The organism is Acinetobacter colistiniresistens (assembly GCF_024582815.1).
Lineage (GTDB): Bacteria > Pseudomonadota > Gammaproteobacteria > Pseudomonadales > Moraxellaceae > Acinetobacter.
Genome location: NZ_CP102099.1, coordinates 1,960,842 through 1,981,662, shown reverse-complemented (window position 1 = coordinate 1,981,662; position 20,821 = coordinate 1,960,842). Strand labels below are relative to the sequence as shown.

Sequence of the window (20,821 nt, the reverse complement as noted above, 5' to 3'; positions counted from 1 at the left end):
TAGCATGTATAAAGGGTTAAAAAAGGTCTAACCTTAGAGGGGGATAGACATTTTATGACTGTTAATTAGCTTGTAATAAATTGCATTGGGGAATTAAAAGTGACAATCACAAAAAAATATCGAATTGCTTGTGGGATAATTCTTTTGTTTAATTTATGGTTAATTGGTGAATATAATATAAAAGGTGTACTAGCTGGGGTTTTAACTTTTGGATTTGTATTCTTTGTTGAATACTTCATTATCAATAATATTCCATTGGAAAAACTATCTGAAAAAGAACTTAGTCTAAAGCTCAAAAGAAAAATTAAGATGCGAATAATTAATGATATTCAGTCTCTACAAAACAGTTCTAAATACATTAAATACTGCTACATAATTGCTGCTGGTATCATATATATACCTCTTTTTGTCTCAGACTCTTTTACCAATGAACTGTTTTCATCAATATCTCTATTGTTATTTGGTACTTTAATTTTAGGTGCTTTTTTCATGCTATTCTTTTTATATACATCTACTTAAAACATCAGAATAAAGTAAAAACACCTATCAGCATTATCTAGAACCAAATAAAAATAAAATAATGTTAATCAATACAATACAAACCATTGATAAGAAAAATATAGTGTAGCCAACTTCAGTTGGCTACTGTATTAATTACCTATAAATCGATTACCTTGAGCATCCTCATAAACAGGCTTGCCATTGCTTGTACCTACTTGACGTGTCATGCCATTTGGTATGTTGGTTGATTGTGGCATCTGAGCTAAAGGGTCAATAGTTTGACCAGTTATACGATTAAAGAGAACTTCGCCTGCTGGCTGTATGGTATTCCCTTTTTCATCCAATATCTCACCACGTTTAACTGTAATATATGGATTACTGGACTCAGACTCTTTTCTACCTGCATAACGATTAATTTTTTCTTGAATGGATTTACGATCTTCATCCGATTTCGCAGAATCATATTGTTCATACAATTTCTCTAATCGTGCTGAGTTACGAATGCCAAAACCTTTTTCAGTGGCATTAAGATTAAATTCTCGATTAGCTAAATCATTGGTTGCTTGGAATTTTTGTGCATCAAAGCCTAAATTTGCATTAAATCGGTTATTTGTACCTTGCTCACCTAGTTCTGTACGATAGTTCTGTCCAGCTTGCCCCATGGCTTCACGCTGTAAAGCAGCAACATTGTTTGCATCAGTGGTATAACGTTGATTGGCACGATTATCCTCACCTTGCTGTAAATCAGACAAAGTACGAACTTGATTCGCAGTTAATCCTCTTGCCCCTGCAATCGGTGTGCTTGCTGCACGAATTACAGCTTGACGTTCTGCTTCCTGTGCTTCATTACGTTGAGGTGCTTGTACAGGATTATTACCATAACCTCGCATACCTAAGCCTAAATTCATTTCACGTTGAGCGATTGCATTTTGAATCTGTTGTTCAGTCGGTCCCATTTCTTGAGTATTGGCAAATAAATTTGCTACCCCACGAGGGTCATTCACTGGTCTTACTTTGAATCCTAGTCCTTCGCCTTCTCTAATACCATCTGCTCGTGCTTGAGCTGCTGCACTAGGATTAGCATAACTAAAGCTGTTTCCTTTTTGCTGAATAGCATAAGGATCAGAGTTCTGTACAGAGTTTGATGGAGTCTGAGCTTCAGGCTGTGTTTGTGTAGTAGGTGGTGTTTTATTATTACCAAATGGATTGTTTACAACAGTATTTGGCTTATTTTGTTTATTATTAAATTCAGGTTGAGCTGCTTTTGCTTCACTTGCAATACGTTGTTTATCTGCATAAAACCGACCAGCTTGTCCAAAAGTTAAGGCATTACCCAAATCTGATGCATAACCTAATCCTCTGATACCGAAGTCTTTAGCAAACCCTTTTACAGTACCCAAATCTTCAGGTGACTGATCACCAAAGCCAAAACGTTCCCGATAGTCTTCACTTGGTGTGGCAGCATTTGCAAATAAGGCCGATGCCGCTCCTAAATATCCAGTGCCTTTTACAAGTTTACTGTTATTAACGAAATTTCTTACTCCTGCTCCAAAACCACCTCCTTGGGTTGGCGCTGGATTCGCTGGACTAGATGATGGTGTGGAGTTAGATGTCACGGTACTCGATGCAGTGTTATTAACATTCGTACTAGGCATAGGGCGATTAACATCACGAGTTATGCCTGAAACATCACGCATTTGTGGTCCACCAATTCTATTTTGTTGTGCACGACGAATATCATCTGCACTTGGGTAGGCACTTGGTACCAATCCACCATTTGCAAAAAATAACTCAGGTTTATTTTGACCAGGCTTGAAACCCAATTGAGGTTGATCAACAGGCATATGTGTTTGATTTTTCATAGCATCAAGTGTTTGCACACCAACCGAATGAACTTGGTCAGGCGAGAGTTGGAACTCACCGTTACTGAGATTAACTGGCGTGGGACTCCCCATATTTTTTAAATTATTGGTACCAATCTGCTGAGTAGAATCAGCAGGCATAATATAGCTACCTGCTGGAACATTTTTTTTAATATCATCAGAAGTGCCAGTACCTGCACCTTGAATTAGTCCATTTTCATCTTGCTTTGAACGTTTTTTTAAGCCGTACATGACACTTATTCCAATATAAATATCATGTATATTTAATCAATACAGGCTGTAAGCGTTAGCCTTACAGGGTTAGTAGCTATAGTTGTGGCTTTCACTCTTGGATTCAGATTCACTTGCGCTATAAGACAATGAACTTGAACCGCTTCCGCTGATACTTGCCGACACGTGCATGGCTGACATGGCACCTGCGGCAAGCTGCGTATTGAACTGTGCAATGCCTTTCATACTTTCCGCTGCAAGTTCGGCTTTCTTGATGGCATGGCTGAGATCAACTTCATATTTTTTGATCTGCATTTCAGCATATGCCAAGTTAGTCCGAATATTCATATCAGCATAACGCGCCTGTGTTTCTGCATTGGCGATGCCTGTACGCATTTTCATATCAGCAAATTTGGATTGAGTATCTGCATAGGCCAGATTTGTGCGCAAATTTAAGTCAGCATATTTGGCCTGAGTATCAGCATTCGCCAAGGCAACACGTGTACGAGATTCAATATAGCGGTTATAAATATCACTATTGGCAATCGTTGTCCTTAACGCCAGGTCTGCATAACGCGAATGTGCTTCTGATACGGCGATTGCAGTACGTGAGCGCATATCAGCAAAGCGTGACAAGGTATCCGAATTAGCAATACCGACACGGATTTTCATTTCAGCATACTTAGATAAAGCATCAGCTAAGGCAATTCGTGTACGTGAATTAGATTCCACAATATTACTTTGCGTATTCATCTTTTCAATTGAAAGCTGAATCTGAGACTTCATGGCTTCCAGATTAGCCGTGTATGCTTCTGTTTCAAACTGCAATTTCTTCGACTGCGCATCCATTGATGCACGATACGATTCTGTATTGGCCTGAAACTCTGCAATCCTGACACGTGCCGCCTCCAGTTTCATATCACCTTCTTTCATCTTGATATTGGCTTTAGATGAAAGACCTTCAATGGTGGTGGCATAAGTCCGTGCCATTGATTCATAGGCTTGAACCTTGGTACCTTCGGCCTTGATCTGTGAATCAAACATTTCAACCTTGATCCGTTCTGCCCCGACCTGCTCACTGTATGCTTGCACTTCTGTTTTATAAGCATCAAAGTGACTTTTCACTAGGTCAGCACGTGCAGTTGCACCTTGGATCAGTGCTTTATACACATCCACATTCGACATAACCGCATCAATCTTGGCTTTAAAAATATCAACGGTCTGTTGATTAATCTGACCAATCGCCACTTGTGAATCCACCTGGGAGCGAAATGCCGTGATCTTGGCAATGGTGCCTTCAATTTTGGTCTTATATACGTCAATCATGGATTTAAATGCATCATTACGTGCATTAAAAATCGAGATTTGTGCATTGAATAGACTAAGTTTACTCTCGACTTGGAACTTGGCTGCATCCATCACATTGCTAACATAGGCAAGCCATAGGTCCTGTTTTAATCGTTCCAGGGCAATGCCTTGTTCTGTCAAAAATCGGATATGTTCAAGCTGCTTTTCAAAAGACTGGATCATAATGTCACGGTTCAGATCCGCAGCTTTTAAACGTGCATCATCCCGGATGGCATCGATCTGCTTTTGGGTGGACCCCTGTGGCAAGCTATAACCGCGACTGGCCCACTGATCAATCACATCTTGTACTGCGCGTTCGGTTTCACGACTATTGCGTTCACGTGCACGATTGAAAAGTGAATTTTCAATCTCTGAAGGTAAGCCGGTACCGGTAGCAGTGCCATTCATCCAGGCACGAATTTCAGCGACTAAAGGCTGAATTGCGCTGTCCTTGTTGTAACTTTGATAGTCCGTTGCGGCAATCGCCTGGGCCTGGTGCATAATGCTATCAATATCGCTAGGTAGCTCTACACTAAATTCAGGTGGCAATTCATCGAATACCGGTAAGGATTCTGGCTCATATATTGGTAATGTAATCGCTTGAAGCTCTCCAATTTCAGGCAACACAATTTCAGGTGCGTCAGGGATTTCTACACTGCCAATATCAATATCTGGTCGCACTGGCAAATCAAAATTACCCAGGCTTGGCAATGTTGGAAAGTTTAAGATTGGGTTTTCAGGTGCTTCGGGTAAATTCAGATCAGATAAATCCAGGCCGCCTAAAAGCTCTGAAACATCAATATTGACTGTGTTTCGTGCAACGTCCAGTCCACTTAAACTGAGTTGTGGCAGTGTGCCGATTTCAATATTGGTATCGATTTCAGGTAAAGCAAAATTGGTAAGCTCTGATGGAATCTCAATCTCATTCTGCATGATCGGTGCATCAGGCAAATTGATCTCAAGACTAGGGATTTCAGGAGATGTAAGTGCAGCCGGCTTTTCAATATCCAAATCTAGTAAATGTGGTGTAGGTACAGTCACATTTAATTCAGGCGTATCTGGCATATCTATCGTTGGAAATTGCGCATTCTCAGGGCGTGGCAATTCTGGTGCACTACCCACCGGTTCGACCGTAACACTAGATAGCGTCGTCATGGCATTACTCATTTCTCCGAGTAACTGATTGCTACGCCCTTCAAAGTATTTCATCTTGTCCTGAACTTCGGAAATCGCCTGATCAACGACATTGAGTGTAGGGATAATCATGTTTAAATTCTCCGTTTTGTTTTAGTGATGTTCACAACCATGTCGTTAATGTATGCTGTAGACCCCTCAATATTGACTGCAAATTCAAAGTGTCTGCCACGTAAACCGCGACCAAAGACCACACGGCCATTGGTTAAGTATTCGCTTGGCTCTTTTTGTAGAACATAATTAAACTTTTGAAGGTATCCGCTTTGTGTGGTACCAACATCAACGGATAAATTACCGTCTAGGCTATATTCCAGGATCATGCTTTCAGGATGAACTAAGCCACCATCACCTAAATCAAGTTTTGCAGTTTTGATCTGCGCCGTGATGCTTTGCGCACCTTGCTTGAGTTCTTCAATACCAGTGGCGGCCACCCCATAAAGACGGCCACCAATCACAATCAGTTGTTCATAAGGAAAATCGTAGTAGCGGCTCATGTTCCAACCATCAGCCGTGGTGGTCCATGCTCCGACAATGTTGTGACTGTCGCTATATTCAGCATCCAAAAATACAAGCTCAGTCACACTGGACATTGCTCGTTTAGCACCTTCAAACGATTCGGAAAAACTTAAACTGGATTCAGTCAAGGTTTTAACTGTACGTTGCCCTGATACCTGATCTGAAAACATCAGGCTTTCAATCACCAGTTCAACCGTGTCAGATAGTTTTTTAAACTCATCAGCAAACCGGATCGTATCTTCAACCGTGTCACTGACAATTCTTACAGCATGGTCATGCAGTTTAAAACTTTCTGATACCTGGCTATGGACAAGGTTATGTTGTTCAACCTGATGGCCAAGTCCTAGTGTTTCAACAATCAGGGTTTTTAACTTGTCACGTGTGGTATCTGACAAGACCAGGCTTTCTTCAATTAGATCACTAGAACGTGACAGGGCGTGTAGGCTGTCGCGTAGTTTTAAGTTTTCACGAACACCTTGGAGTGCAGTTTTATAGGTGAAATGTGCATCGGCCATTTTAAATGGCTCGATGTGTACAGTCTTATAACTTACCTGCTCCACTTCTCCCAGGCCAAGATCCTCAGTGATTAGTTCAGATTGTTTTACAAAACTATGATCAGTCAGGATAAAGACTTCTTCAATCAGTTGAAATTTTCGTACAGAGTGGATCACCTGATCAGCGAAACCAAGCTCACTGTCTAATCGTCCTTTACGGCGTGATAAATCCTCATCCCCAAGCCGGATGATTTCCTCTACATTATGTCGAACCTTGCTAAGTATGGTTTCAGTGAAAGAAAAGTTTTCAACATCACCCGAGGTGACTTTGCCAAATGCTTCTGAGCTCAACACAATCGTTTCTTGTGTGTCGTCACGATAGTTACTCATTAATCACCCCGATAAAATGATATGACCGGCTATGGTTGACCAGGTTTGAATAACCGGTATATTTCCAAAAACCTGCATCATTAGTTTCACTAATATTGGCATATTCCACATCACCTAGAAAAACCTTACTCCCTGCTCTACTCATACCAAAACCGTACTCGTCAGGTGAGGGTAAAAAGTAACGGCTGTCTGGTACCTTATTGGATACTGTTACGATCCGGTCATTGATCACCCACTTTATATTTCCTGTAGTTTCTATTGGCGTAGTGGTTGATCTACTATAGGTCTGAACTGGTGGTGCACCTCCACCGCCACTTTGTTGCCAGGTGTTATTATCAGGATGGATCAACCAAGTATAGTCGGCCGGAAATCCATGTATCCACGGACCATTATCAGCAAAGTCATTGGCAGGTGAAGGACTGTATCGTTCAAGCTCAACCCATACCGGATTACCATTTTTTGGCCATGGTGAGCCTGTCATTTTCTCTAGACTTCCTAGCCAAGCAAATACAGGATCATTGGTCCAGTAACGATAGCTGTATGGATCTTGCACAGAACCAAGCGTTAAACCTTCCGAATTGGTCTTATTTCCAGATACCATTTTTTTAGCATGAAGTACGGTATTGCGGTTAAACATTGGTACCAAGACGGACAAGGCTACCGATTTGTCACGTACTTTTTCGGTTTTAGTTAAATGTGTGTAATAACGATTACGCCATATAGTGCCTGGACGTTCATAAAAGCCATCAAAAGCAAAACGGGGTTTGCTATCATAGCCTTTATCTTCACCTTTAATCGTGGTCTTGGTTTCAGTAGGCGCAATATCCTCCCGGTCATCAATATCCGTCAGATAAAAATGCCCTGAGATCGTGCTATCACCTGACGTTTCATTTTTATACCAAGAACCTACAGTCATGTATTGCTCATAGTTCGTATCTACTTGACGTTGATATTTTTTACTGGTGTAAAAATATTTCACTACCTTTAATGAATCATTGTCATAGTAGGCATACATAATAGTGTCACATTCTGCTGACACTCCAAGTTCTAATGGCCCAAAATCAAAAGATACACATAAACCTTCGGTATATTCAGGGAATTTGATTTGCGGTTGATTGATAGGTTTAGCATGATGATAAAGTTTACCGGTATATAACTTATGTATTTTTCCAGTATGGGGTGCTATTGGATCACACACATACTTATCCCAATAGTTGATTTCATCATTGATCGAACCCCCATCATTCAAACTTGCAGTAGTGCGCTGTAGGATTGCAGCATGAGGGATGTGACGCATTTTATATTTTATTGTTTTCGCAAGGCTTCCTTCTGCTCCTATGGATGACATGATCTTAGATAAATAGGCAGTCAATCGGCTTTGTTCGCTATCACTTAAACCAGTCTCACCATTAATAGTCACTTTATCGGTTCCATAATGTACCTGTGAAGGCTGTAAGTTCAGGCTTAATCGGAATGTGGCACTCTCTGCAATTCCATTGCTGTCGTAGCGGTATCCTGTGTTATAGGCTGAATTACCACGGTTATTAAAGGACCAACCACAAGCAGTAAAAAATGCCTGATGTGACAAAAACTCCCCACTATTACAGATTTCAATAATGACCCCTGCACGAAGCCATCGTTGAAAGTCCTCACCATTATCAGGGAATGATTCACCGGAAGGAAAAGCACCAAAGGTTTCAAGTACGTTAATTAACTCCTGGTCGCCTAACTCATAAATATATTCGTGAAATTTTGGATCAGCTGTTAATGGTATTATCGGTAAAGGCATCACATAAACCTTTGCACCGACCTGGACCAACCATGGCCGACTTGCTGAATCAAAAGCTACAGCGTGTGTTTTTCCCCACTTGTAGTCATACTGAAATTGACCGGATGTGGGTGGAAGTCCTGTATAGCCTGGCAATCGAACATCAAAATATTTATTAATCAACTCTTGATACAGCTCATCTGGCAACTTAAAGCTGATACGTTCAATATCATTATCAGGCAGCGCATCAAAATCCTGGCGACCAAAACCACCTACAAACTGCATGAGCTTAGACATACTACCGCTGTACCAGCCTGGATTGTGGGCATAATACTGTGTACGCTGAATAATCGACTCTATACTTGACTTAAACTCTTGAAACTTATCACCTGGCATAATAGTGAAACGATCTAGTTTTACTAGCTGTGGTATTTCATGCTGCAACTGCTGCCCGATACGATTGCGACATTGTTGAGTAAGCTTGAGTTCAACTTTCTCACCTTGGCGGATTGTGGCTTTTTCCACGACTCCACTAAAGAACATTGGGATATACATTTTGACCAAGCCATCATCCTGAAAATAGAACTTTTGCGGTTCTTTTTTATCAGCAATGACGCGAAAAATACCGCCCATATCTTGAACGATGAAGTATCCACCGTCGGGAAGATCATAGGTGTTTTTTAGGTTTTCAAGTTGACTGGCTTCCTTAAAAGTAAGAAAGCGGTGAATCACAGAAGCGATACGGTTAATATCGTTATCAGTGAGTACACCGCTAATTACATGAAGCCCATAAGGTTTAGGGCTTGCCATAGCTTACACCGTCGCGCTTAGTCGATAACCAATCTCGTAAATATCACCATTCTGGAATGTACGTGCTACAGGATATTTACTTGCTGAAATCAGCGTACCAGTAGTACCACCTTTCGTGGAATTGGTGAGAAGTGCCGCACCTGTCACAGTTAATGTTCCAGTCGTTGCAATCGTCAGTTGAGCAGCTGCCGCCATGTTATCAATCGAGTTGCCGTTGGTATCCACCGGTGTCCATTCAGGACGTGTGGCATTGGTATAGCCTTCGGTACCGCTAACGATCTCAGATGCCACCGCTGCAAAATTTGCCGCTGTCCAAGTCGGTGCCGGTGCAGTGCTACCGCTAAATAATGCCAGGTAGTATTTAGCTGTTTTTGCTTTACCGCCTAGTGCCACATTAAGGATATGTGAAATACCTTCATTTACCACAAGGTTATCAGCATGTTCCCATTCACCACCATTGACACGATGGAAGTATTCACCTTTAAACTGAATACCACCAAGTTTGTCGAATGTAATTTGGTTGTCTGTTTCAGTGAACTCACCGCGAGCCAATGCACCCAAAAGTGCAGATTTATTAATTTTTTCCATTGTCATGACCGGATTTTGTTAAACCAGTCCTCAATGTAGTACAGTGACAATTCGATCATCAAACCTTACAGACTGTCCAGCTTTTGCGGTGATGCCTTTCAATGTGTTGGCATGGGCTTCAATCAGGTTTCCAGTAGGCGTTCCGATGCAATAGCCATTCTCGGCCAACCATAAAACAGCTTCAAGACCTGCAGATATTTCGCCAAGCAAATCACTGTTCACTCGCAGTGCCGTACCAGGCACAGGTGGCTTGGCTCCTGTTTGCACAAGGTTCAATTCTTTTACGTCGGCACCACTGAGAAAGACCACAGTATTACTTTGACCGACCCAAATACCAGATTCAACCGGCTCCACAAAGGTCACACGTTGCGGTAAAGCAATAAAATCATAACGCTCATCACATAGGTGGAAGTTTAAAGCCTGGGAAAAGTACAGCATGTTTTTATCCGCAGTCAGCAATCGACCACGCCAAAGCTTTAAAAACTTGCCAGTACGCATGGGTGAAAGGTGCTGAAACTGAGCAGCACGTGTCAGGTCCTTATCGCTGCTAATGGTAAATGTAGCCGTATTAATGGCTACAGTCGCCACCTTCAACAGTTCAGATCCGTTATGCTCGGTCATGTAAATCACAACCTGGTCAGCATCTTCGCTGTAGTTATACGGTAAGATCAGTTCTATACCGCCTTCAACATTTAGACTTACACTTGAAGATAAGCCTGATTCACGGCCATCTTTAGACCAGGCAATTGCAACAGTGTATGTTCCATCTAGTAGTGATCCAATAGATAAACGCGCCATCGGTTCAGGTGGAGTTTCAATCGTCAGTTTAATCACACTTACGCCGTCATATTTATATAGGGCAAGCGCATCGGAAATAATAATAAAATTATTCACGACTAGGTAATTTACGCTTCCTTTCAATTCAATATTTAGACTTTCATGTGACCAATCCACCGGATTGATTTTGACCAATTCACCATTTAAGGTACCAAATGTATCGCCGTGTAATGGGCTATTCCATAGATTCTTATAGGGTGTTTCTGTGACAACAGCACCGGTTTCACGCAGCTGCACACGACCGCTTGAGCTAATATTGACGTTTACAGCATCACGCAGCTTAACAAACGGTTCGCGACCAAAACTCGACATGCTGTCATCATCTGAAACATTATCAAGACCACGCAAGGGGGTTAATCTTTTCATTTTGGAGCACCTTTCCTATATTGATCTGAGTTGCCGTCAGGTCGAATGTAATGTGTTTTTAATCGAATATTAGCTACACCGTATGCTGTTTGGTCAAATGACAACGGTTGAATTTCTTTAGGTTCGATGATGATCGGCTTTTTGACTAGGATCACTTTCATACGCTCTTTAAAGCTAGAAATATCCCAATCATTTTCCATGCTATCAAAACCTATAGTGGAAATACCCCGAACCTTGTTACTAATCCATGTAGTGCCAAACAATGCAGCATCATAACCTTTAGGTATAGTTGGCATTTGTGGACCAATCCATAAACCTTGTGGCTTATATGGTGTATCACCTTGTCGTCCTACACCCATAGCTAGGGCATTAAATCCATTTGCTTTAACGGTGCGGTGGAAATGCTCTATCCAGTTATTACCAAATGCAGCGGCATTAAATCCACCAGGACGAATATAGCGAGGTCCAAAATAAGGTGATGTTACTGTTGGTCGTCCGTATAAAGCATTATTATTACTGTCAAACTGCACTAATTCACGCGGAGATCCATCAGATAGGAAATGCCACCCCATACGGAATGATTGAATCCCTGTAGGTCTTAAATAATGTTTGCGCAGTATTAAAGATGGTTTGCCAATATTGCTCTGATTACCTACACCCAAACTTAATTTTCGGTGTCTTAATGTGACAACAGTACGGCCAAATACTTCACCAGGCGCACGATTACCATTATCACTGTTGACGTAATGTAAACGTCCGTGTTTGTAATGGTTTTGGATAGCTTGTGCCGGTGCTTCAATCACCGCATAAATAGTATGCGGTGAAATAGAAGGCCGCGTTTCCCCAATACCTATACCAAAGTCACCCAGAGTTGGCACCTGAATGGATCGATTCTTTAAGCCGACTATATGATCGCCTATTGCAAACTGCTGAATACCAGGTTCGACTAGGATGCCATTAGATTGTGCATGATGGCTTCCCATTTGTGTTGCTACAAAACCACTCGCAAAAATCACGTTGGTTTTCAGGCTTGCTCCTGGCACTTGGTTGCTTGGCACCTCGATACCATTGCCGCTAAAGTTATCAGGACGTTCACCTTCACCAGCCCAATCCAAAGTAATCATTTGTAAGCTGTACGGTGGTGCACCAGTTTTGGTGACATTAATACGACCAAAAGCAAATGCATTAAATCCTGAAACCATCATAGACCTGTCACGAAAAGCAATAAGCTGACGACCAAAGATTTCACTACCAAAACCTTCTACCTGGTAGCGTTCCCACTGTAGCCGTATTGCAGGTTTACCAAATTCTTCTGAATTGGCACCACGATGTTTTAATTCAGGAGTGAGATTGCGTACAAACGGATCGCCAAACAGTTCGCGGTGTGACCATCGAGTGGTGATTATATTCCATTTAATATGTAGGGATGGGCCACCAAAGGCATCTGTTTCCGGTCCTTGCGGTTCAATATAGCGCGTATGTAGATCAAATTTGGGTAGCGGTAGGTAGATCGGTGCAATACTGTAACGGCTTTCTATATGGATATTGCGAATCCGAAAAGCAATCATCGGTTGCCCAAACTGCATAGATTCAAAGGCCCCGACCCACCGATATTCCCGACGTGTGTTCAACACAGATGGACTGCCAAAAACCTCATGTTTACCACCTAGTGCAGAGATCAGATGTGCAGCGTTAAATACTCGGCCCCATCCACTCATATAAGGTGCTTCCATTCCTTCCAGACGAATGCGACGTACCCGATCTGAAATCATGGCAGTGCCAAACACACCAGGCATGAATGAAAGTGGCAGCAAAGGACGCGCGTTGTTATAAATCTGGTGATACCCAAACCGGGCCGCATCAAAACCAATGACTCTTATTCTACGGTTACGGTTGGCAATTGCATTCCATTGGCCAAAGCCGCCCGGGTTTAGTCCATCACCGGAATCATAACTATGCTGAATGTACTGGCGTTTGTTCCAGACTTTCGCTGCGCCGTACCGATCAGAAGCCTGTTTGCCAAAACTCAAGAATCCAGTCGCACGTACCCAACGAGTGTGCAATTCTATCTGTGTTGCTTCACTAAAACCTTGAGAATTAAACCCTTGTGTATAGGTTGCCTGGATTTCAGGTATGATCCGCTCACCAAACCGGGCAGCATCAAAGCCGGAAAGTTTAATATGCTGTGTACCACCTACTAGATGCCGTGATTCAAATTCTCGGAATATACTAGGTACCTGGATTGATCGCACCTTAAACCAAACAATTGGTGCACCAAAACGCAGATGAGAATTACCTTGGCCAAGTATAAAACGTAATCCATGCTCGAACTTAGGTTGTGAAAATCCAGGGATGCCAATACCGGTCACAGATACATAGCGATAGCGGAACCAGACTACCGGATCACTAAAACGTAAAGTGTTCATGCCAGGCGGCGGCAATTCACGTGTCTTGTTGCTAATCCACGGCTCACCAAAACGCAATGCATTAAATCCGGAGGATTTAAGCTCAGGTGGTTTGGTGAGAACATGCTTGCCGAACCGCTGTGATTCTGGCCAGTCGATACCACGTGCATTGATACGACGTATCCGATCACTAATAAAGGTGTTGCCAAACGTGGCACCATCCCATGCACCAGGTATGACCGAAGGTGTTTTATTGCGGATCTCCGTGTTACCAAAAAGATTGGCATCAAAAGATTGCACACCTGCTGTGCTCAGGTTAGAGCGAACATCGGACCAGTCACCATAAAGCGATTGATCACTACCTCGAACATTGATAATCCTGCGCGTATTGAGAATAGATGTATCACCAAAAATACCTGCAGGTATTGGTGGACTTCCTTCATGATAGATCCGCTGTGTTGGATCAAAGACTTTGGCATAGCCTGAAAGGAATGCTTCAACCTTAAATGGAGTTATGTAGCGCGGACTATGCGAAACCCAGGCATTACCATAACTATCGGTAGTAAAACCTTTTGGAGATGGGTTGCGCTGTATCCATGCTGTACCAAATCCCCAGGCAATAATTCCTGATACATAGATAATCCGTGGAGAAACACTCGGCTTAGGTAGCGCAATGACTGCAATACCAGAAGGATTGGCATACTGATCTGCACGTGTATTGATTACTTTAGGAGCAGCAACAGCACTTGCATTAAATCCCTTTACAACGACAGATTTAACACCACCTTGAACATAAGCGGTACCATAACGCGATACGTTTGAACCTGAATACTGAACATATTGCCGCAAGTTATATACAGTCGGTTTTCCGTAAAGAGCTGTGCTAAAACTTGCAGCTAAAATGTATTTTCGAAGATTATAGGTCGCATGTGTGCCGTATGATGTGCTTTCAAAACCACTAACAACAACGTCTATATTTTTATTTTTTAAAGATGCAGTTCCGTATCTTGAACCGTCAGACCCATTAACTTTAAGCACTGTAGTTTTATTAATTACAGTGGAAGTGCCGGAACCGAATGTATTAAAACCTGTTAATATTAAGTATCGCGCAGGTAATGCCCTAGCAATACCCATAGATAATGAGTCGAAACCGCTAGTAAAAATACCTTGCGTACCAAGCTGCACTGATGCAATACCATAGTCACTATGGTCTTTACCATCAACTGTGATATAGCTAACTACCGTATTATTTTCGGTAATATTGAACACCACATTTTTATAGTTTGGTGCGCTATATTCTCCGCTGTCACTATAATTAAAAACAACAGAAAGGTTTGACGGTGCTTTGTATGACATACATTTTACTCAATAGTAATGTTACCAAATACCGATGTATTTACTTTTTGCTCCGGTGGTGGTGAAGCAATAACCGTGAATTTATATTCACGTTTTAAACCTTTAAATGTGTACTCACCATTAGCATCTGTCAAAGTCGCAGCAAGTTTATTTAGTGATGAATTACATAACAAGACAACCTTCCAACCACGACCAACATTGGCACCTTCAATTTTAACCATTCCCTTAATAACGTAACCGTCGATTGGGTTATTTTCTAATTGCCCGATATTGTTGTTGTAGGTAAAACATTTAATCCTGTTTCTTATTCTCATAGCACACCCAAGCTAATAAAACTTTGCCCTGGCTGAGTACCAGTGTTAGTGGTTGTTGATATATGGTTAATTGCGATAAAGTATTCACCACTATCTTCAAAAATAGACAATTCAGGATAAGGTTTCGCTTGATACACCCAATTTAGATATGGGAGATATCCCCTAAATGTATTTTCTGAAAATAAATCTGCTTGTGCAGAAAACACTTTGTTGAAACTCGCAACAGCGGCAATAATATTTGTAACACCTGTTACGGACAGTTTATTTGCGGTAATTTGGCCAGTAATGTAATTTGCAGCACCACTGATAGGTCTTTGTAAAAGCAGTGAACCGTAACCACCTTGCAGCCCAGTAGTTTGACCACGGAAAGCTGTGCTAGATAATGTGTTTGCAGGATTATAAAAAAGAGAACATGATAAAAAGTGATTGAACACATCACCTTCAAAATAACTCTCAAATTTACCAAAACCGTAGGGAATATAAACTGAGTTTGGTGATGCGGTATTGAAAATATAGAACGTATCCTTATCCCCAACAATCACCCATTTGCGAACCCCACTAGGTACAGTCAATATATCCGAATATGCAGGTGAGTTAGAATATCTGAAAATACTATCACCGTTAGCGTCATTGTACCCATAATACCATTTTGCCCAACCATTAATTACAGTTGCACCAGAGCCTGTAGCGACCCAATTTTTATCAGGATTGGCACTATCATATGGAACAATAACACCACCCAAGGTATCAATATCGGCCATTTCCTCAACTAAAGCGACTTTCGCATACTTTGAATAGGCACTGTTCCACAATGAATCTTGCTCATCAACAATACGTAAGTAAGGTCGATTAGGATTATCTGTATTTGCTGAACGATATGCGGCTCTACCACCACTTGAGAACGGACATTCCCAACCAAGACTAGGCAACTTGCATATAATTAAACCTGTAGCGGTACTGACTGTTGCATTATTTTGCAACTTAACCTGTATTGATGTTGTAGACGGCACTGCCACAACTTTGAATACACCATTAAACTCTACTTCATTCGCACCAGAAATTTCTACAACTTGGCAGATAGTTAAGGTGTGGTTATATCCAAAGTCCAAAGTTACGATTTTATCAACTGCAGTAACACTTGCCACATCGCCAATAGTAAAACCATCAACAAGTACAGTTTTTAGCAGCGCATTTAACTTGCCAAATTCAGGGGTGAGTTCAGGTGCGTTTAAATTAGTATGGTAATACAATCTAATATCAGTATTAGAAGCCATATTTTCACCTTAAATTAAATTTCCGTAATAATCTTCCTGTTTCCAATAACCTTTCTGATCATGCCAGGTGCAATACTGATCAAAGAAAACGCTCTCACCTTCCATCAGCTTATCTTTCACAAAGCCACCGATCCACAATTCAACTTCACCGTGATTACGTCGGCTGAGTTCAACACAGTACATTTGAAACTTTGGTTGCGCCATCAAGTGTGGCCAATCAATCTTTTCTTCGTCGGCAGCATATACATCAGCCTTGAACCCTTGCACACCAACGCCTTGTGTTGGTGGCTTTTCTGTAGTCGGTTGTTTTATTTGTTCACTTGTCGCCATGAGCATCACCTTTATATGATGGGTTCAGCCCCATAAAAAAATGAGGCTATTAACGGATAAGAAATTCAGGTGATTACACCTTGAAGATTTTATTTGTGCCGTTATCCCAGGTCACAATAATGTCACCACCATTAGGCGTGATAGGTAGGCCGGTTGCAGTGTCAATATAAGCAATCAATGGACTTGTTGCTTCCACACCTGTATCCGCATAAATGATGATAGATTCAATTGATGCGCCAGTAACAGAGGTAAAGGTCACATCGGCTGCATCAGCTGCGCCACCTGTCGTAGCTTTGGATGTGAGCGTGACCGGACCTGCAATACGTGCCGATGTTGGGATATCAGATAAATATTGGTGTACAGATGTTTGTGGTGTATATGCACCAGTATCAACCAGGATAACTTTAATCGTGTCTGTCATCCAGTTAATTTGTGCTTCTAAAAAACGCTGACGTGCAAAGTCATAGAGTGTGTTTGCCATGTGCTTGAGTCTCCGTAGCTGAATCGGAAGCACTCATGCGCTCATGTTTAATTTCAATGTGATTATCTGCTTCAACACAAATTCGAGCCAATTGCCCAGATTTTTTGATTAATTGAACTTTGGCACCGCCAATGTAAAGCGTATCTTCGGTCTTTAAATCAATTGTACGTTTGCCCATATTTGTGCATGATTAAATAAAATAAGTAAGATCATTATGTAAAAAACCCCTGAAAAGCTTTAGCCTTACAGGGGTGCTTATGTCACAAGCAAGTCATGGCATGAATGGAATAACGTTATGCGGTATATCCTCACGAGTAATGCGTCGCAAATCACTATCAGGACGAATACCGAAATAGTCTGTAAATTCCTGCTCTGCTAATACTGACCGATTTGGATCAAAGAATTCTGCATCTGGTACCTTAAACGCTTGGTGTAGAACCCACTGAATCAATTGAACATGGTGAATTTGGTTAATTTCTGGAATATCAGTATCACTTTCCATTGGTGACAATGGCACACGATAGCCTTCCAATTGTAATTCACCGCCTACATCAGGAATTGGAACAAGACGAATACCTGTGTCATCCTGAATAATGTGTTCAGGTTTACCCTGTTTCACTCGCCAATTCTCACCATCATAGTAATGATCGAGTAATTCAGCTGACATTAAAGTCAAGTATTGCCCTTTTGTTCCATCGCTTGGCTGGAACCACACTCGAGTCAATTCGTATAACGATTCATGTAACTGATAACGAGATGAACCAATCAATATATTAATCTTACAAACATCATTGTTTTGGGATTCATGCAATAAACGACCACGGATACACGCTTCACTTACGGCATCATTAAGCCAATCAATGACACTGGCATCATCAATAAAATATGGTTCTACTTTATCGTTGGCCAGTGTACGAAAACGGCTGATCAGGTCATTTAGCTGCATTACACAACCCCATATTGATGAATCATTTGAGTAACTGATTCTTTTAATTCATCAAGATTTTTTTGTGGGCTAAGTTTCTGCTCATACTTTTCTAAAGCATATTGAACCAAGCCAGCCTTTGTCATTTTTCCAATCGTTTCAATTTCATCAAGAATTTTATTTTCTTTATCAATTTCTTCTTGCTGTTTTTCTTTAGAGCGATTGAGAATACTTGACGTATCATCATCTAAGCCTTGCTCAGTAGATTCACCAGAAATGGATTCAGGCTCACCCTCATAACGAGTAAACTCAGGATGTTTTAAAAACTTGGTTGCCAAATCACTTGGAATTGATCGCACTTGACCTTGTTCAAAGGTTAAAGCTGATTCGTATAAGTGGTCGGTATATAGAGATTTATTTCCAATATACTGAATTGATACACCAGCAGATTTTTGAACAACATTGGTTGGGGTGATTGTCGCTGTATTAATTGCGACATTCTTTTGATGCTCAACCTTTTGGCGTAGGTTCACAACTTCCGCACTCAATGCCAAGTAATCTTCAGGATCAGGCAAGTGCTTAACCAAATGCACCGTTGTACGGAATAAATAATCCTTTGCCTTTTGTTCATCTGGTAATTCTTCATAAGGTAAAAAACATGGATGTTCTTTTTTCTCCATATCTTTTACTTCACCATACTTCCAGCCCTCAGCTTCTTTGACCTTATACCAAGACTCATGAGACTGTTCAGGTGTGGCATCAGGATTTGCCAAATGCATTTCAACGCCAGCAATCAAACTTTGTTTATGTGATTCTGGTGTGTCATCCCAAGTAGGTTGACTATCATCACCCATTGATTGGCAATATGCAGCATTAATTGCATGACACATCATCGCTATTGCAATCGTTTTCATCTTATCACCGTAATAAGTTAAAAAATAAAAAGAATGGTGTAGGTCTGTCTAAAACCTACACCATCAAAACATTAACGAGGACCTGTCAATTCACCGCTGACAATAACCTTGATGTCGCTTGCCTTGGCATTCGCTGCACCACCAGTGGTTAAAATCAATCGTGCAGCCTTAGGCAAGGTTACCAATTTACCTGTATTAGCACGTAATCGACCTGCCGTTGCAAGATCACCAGCATTGATAAAATATGCTGCATCTTGTGGTACTTCTGTACTATCACCATCAACATATTTAAAGCCAAGTGAACCTGTAACGGTGGCTGTCATACCTGTTTTAATCAGGATTTGAGCATCATCAAGGCGCATACCTTCTGGTAGTTCACCTAAATCAATAACATCACCACTTGCTACTGCAGCAGTTGTGTCTGAATCAATTACGGCACCTGAAGCATTCGTGGCAAGAAAAAATGCTAACGCTGTAACATTGCCATATGGTGAGAATCCACCAAACTGACCATAACCACTAGGCTTCTTCTTAATTGTCGCCATTTTAAAAATCTCCAAGGATTAGAATAAGATGAGGTATGCCCATAACTGGACATACCCAAAACAATTACTGATTAGCACCAATGATTGGCACAGCGGTATCGACAACAGTTACACCATAGTCGGTAAATTCTGTACGCTCACCAGTATCAACAGCGAAACGGATTTTTGATGTACCACGAATGGCACCGATCAATAATTCCCATTTATCGCCATGATCAAGGTCTTTTTCAGACCAGAAGAAAGGCACACCAGACTTATCACTTGCAGCCATTGCTTCCGCAATTGCTTGTCCACCCAAAATAATTGAACGGTCAACAGCGAAAGTGCTACCAAAACTTGATGGTACGATTAAATCTGATTCAGCTTCACTGTCATACGAAGCACAATATTTAATTGTGTCACCTGCATAGAAACGAATCGGACGTGGCATTTTTCGGATAATAAATCCGTTCCATAAACCCACATCACCTAAGAAAAGCGGATGTTGTTTTGCCTGACTTGCTCGCGCAAATGCAGATGATTGGAAAGAACGGAAACCTGGTTGGGCAGCAAATTTGTTGTACTGTGCTGGCGATACAAGCCATACACGTAATGGTGAATCTTCCGCAGCAACATCACCTTCAAACTTACAAATAGGTGGTGGTAAAGCAATTTGATCCAGAACAGTTTTCATTGAATCAACTGAATCCATTGTAAATAGATCAGTTGTTGCAATATCAAACTCACCTGCATTACTTTTAACGCTCTGCACACCAGAACCATCAACAACATAGTGACGGTTTTTAGTTGGTGCTTTAACACGGTTTACCATGATTTCATTGAAGTTTTTATGATTATCTTTAGGAATAACCCATTCAATGTTGTTATGAGAACCACGTGCACCAGCCATATGCACCAGTAATGACTGATCACAATAGCGATCCATCAAGTTCTGAGCGACTGGACGACCAAGTTTGCGCAAATCAGCTGGGCTACGAATCTGTGACATCACGTTACCCAAATCAACAGGGAAACGAGCTTGGTTCACACGTAGGCGATCTTCATTCAAAGACATCCCCACACCACGACCTTCAGCATACGCACTACCCATAATTGGATATGCACCGACTGGATTTAGTAAGTGGAATGTCACTTCATCACCACGCCCTTTTCCTAAGTCCTGAACACGAACAATAGGCATATGGGATGTGGTTTGTTTACGGAGAGTCGCTTCCGCACCTGCTTCGCCCTTAGGCATTTTCCCAGCCAATAGGTTTAAGGTGCTGTTACGATTCATGTGTGTAGCGAACAGACCTACCGCTTGGGTAACTAAATTGGTCTTATCGCCATAACTTGCGTTAGTTTTAGTAGTCATGTTTCAAATACTCTCATCA

General features: G+C 41.4%; 17 protein-coding genes. 1 reads left to right on the top strand and 16 read right to left on the bottom strand.

Annotated elements, in window-relative coordinates:
• Positions 1 to 99: 99 nt before the first annotated feature.
• A complete protein-coding gene (locus NQU59_RS09395) occupies positions 100 to 519 on the top strand; it encodes a hypothetical protein (protein WP_257063223.1) in 420 nt (139 codons plus the stop codon).
• Positions 520 to 650: 131 nt separating this feature from the next.
• On the opposite strand, the gene NQU59_RS09390 is transcribed toward NQU59_RS09395, so the two are convergent.
• From NQU59_RS09390 to NQU59_RS09315, 16 genes are all read right to left on the bottom strand, one after another.
• A complete protein-coding gene (locus NQU59_RS09390) occupies positions 651 to 2,615 on the bottom strand; it encodes a hypothetical protein (RefSeq protein WP_257063222.1) in 1,965 nt (654 codons plus the stop codon).
• A 69-nt stretch (positions 2,616 to 2,684) separates the two neighbouring features.
• Positions 2,685 to 5,207, bottom strand: a complete 2,523-nt coding sequence (locus NQU59_RS09385; protein ID WP_257063221.1) for a hypothetical protein — start codon at positions 5,205 to 5,207, stop codon at positions 2,685 to 2,687.
• Between the two features lie 2 nt (positions 5,208 to 5,209).
• Complete coding sequence (locus NQU59_RS09380) at positions 5,210 to 6,535, bottom strand: hypothetical protein (RefSeq protein WP_257063220.1); 1,326 nt, start codon at positions 6,533 to 6,535, stop codon at positions 5,210 to 5,212.
• A complete protein-coding gene (locus NQU59_RS09375; protein WP_257063219.1) occupies positions 6,528 to 9,113 on the bottom strand; it encodes a hypothetical protein in 2,586 nt (861 codons plus the stop codon). The genes NQU59_RS09380 and NQU59_RS09375 overlap by 8 nt, the downstream gene beginning before the upstream one ends.
• 3 nt (positions 9,114 to 9,116) lie before the next feature.
• A complete protein-coding gene (locus NQU59_RS09370; RefSeq protein WP_257063218.1) occupies positions 9,117 to 9,701 on the bottom strand; it encodes a hypothetical protein in 585 nt (194 codons plus the stop codon).
• Positions 9,702 to 9,731: 30 nt separating this feature from the next.
• Positions 9,732 to 10,904, bottom strand: a complete 1,173-nt coding sequence (locus tag NQU59_RS09365) for a hypothetical protein (RefSeq protein ID WP_257063217.1) — start codon at positions 10,902 to 10,904, stop codon at positions 9,732 to 9,734.
• Positions 10,901 to 14,581: a hypothetical protein gene (locus NQU59_RS09360; RefSeq protein WP_257063216.1), complete on the bottom strand. Its 3,681-nt coding sequence runs from the start codon at positions 14,579 to 14,581 to the stop codon at positions 10,901 to 10,903. Before NQU59_RS09360 ends, NQU59_RS09365 begins: the two co-directional genes overlap by 4 nt.
• Before the next feature lie 89 nt (positions 14,582 to 14,670).
• Positions 14,671 to 14,979 carry a hypothetical protein gene (locus NQU59_RS09355; protein WP_257063215.1) on the bottom strand — a complete coding sequence of 103 codons (309 nt, stop codon included), beginning with the start codon at positions 14,977 to 14,979 and terminating at the stop codon, positions 14,671 to 14,673.
• The gene (locus NQU59_RS09350; protein ID WP_257063214.1) at positions 14,976 to 16,253 is read right to left on the bottom strand and encodes a hypothetical protein; all 1,278 of its coding nucleotides are present in this window, start codon (positions 16,251 to 16,253) and stop codon (positions 14,976 to 14,978) included. Before NQU59_RS09350 ends, NQU59_RS09355 begins: the two co-directional genes overlap by 4 nt.
• Before the next feature lie 9 nt (positions 16,254 to 16,262).
• Positions 16,263 to 16,583 carry a hypothetical protein gene (locus tag NQU59_RS09345; protein WP_257063213.1) on the bottom strand — a complete coding sequence of 107 codons (321 nt, stop codon included), beginning with the start codon at positions 16,581 to 16,583 and terminating at the stop codon, positions 16,263 to 16,265.
• A gap of 73 nt (positions 16,584 to 16,656) precedes the next feature.
• Positions 16,657 to 17,064, bottom strand: coding sequence for a hypothetical protein (locus NQU59_RS09340; protein WP_257063212.1), 408 nt, complete (start codon positions 17,062 to 17,064; stop codon positions 16,657 to 16,659).
• Positions 17,045 to 17,242, bottom strand: coding sequence for a hypothetical protein (locus NQU59_RS09335; protein ID WP_061517827.1), 198 nt, complete (start codon positions 17,240 to 17,242; stop codon positions 17,045 to 17,047). Before NQU59_RS09335 ends, NQU59_RS09340 begins: the two co-directional genes overlap by 20 nt.
• Before the next feature lie 93 nt (positions 17,243 to 17,335).
• Positions 17,336 to 18,010 (bottom strand): phage adaptor protein, encoded by a 675-nt coding sequence (locus NQU59_RS09330; RefSeq protein ID WP_257063211.1) that lies wholly within the window; start codon positions 18,008 to 18,010, stop codon positions 17,336 to 17,338.
• On the bottom strand, positions 18,010 to 18,903 hold the full coding sequence (locus tag NQU59_RS09325) for a RyR domain-containing protein (RefSeq protein WP_065992566.1): 894 nt from the start codon (positions 18,901 to 18,903) through the stop codon (positions 18,010 to 18,012). The genes NQU59_RS09330 and NQU59_RS09325 overlap by 1 nt, the downstream gene beginning before the upstream one ends.
• Positions 18,904 to 18,974: 71 nt before the next feature.
• Entirely contained in the window at positions 18,975 to 19,448 is a 474-nt protein-coding gene (locus NQU59_RS09320) for a hypothetical protein (protein WP_042890533.1), read from the bottom strand.
• A 64-nt stretch (positions 19,449 to 19,512) separates the two neighbouring features.
• Positions 19,513 to 20,802 carry a phage capsid family protein gene (locus NQU59_RS09315; RefSeq protein ID WP_061517831.1) on the bottom strand — a complete coding sequence of 430 codons (1,290 nt, stop codon included), beginning with the start codon at positions 20,800 to 20,802 and terminating at the stop codon, positions 19,513 to 19,515.
• Positions 20,803 to 20,821 lie beyond the last annotated feature (19 nt).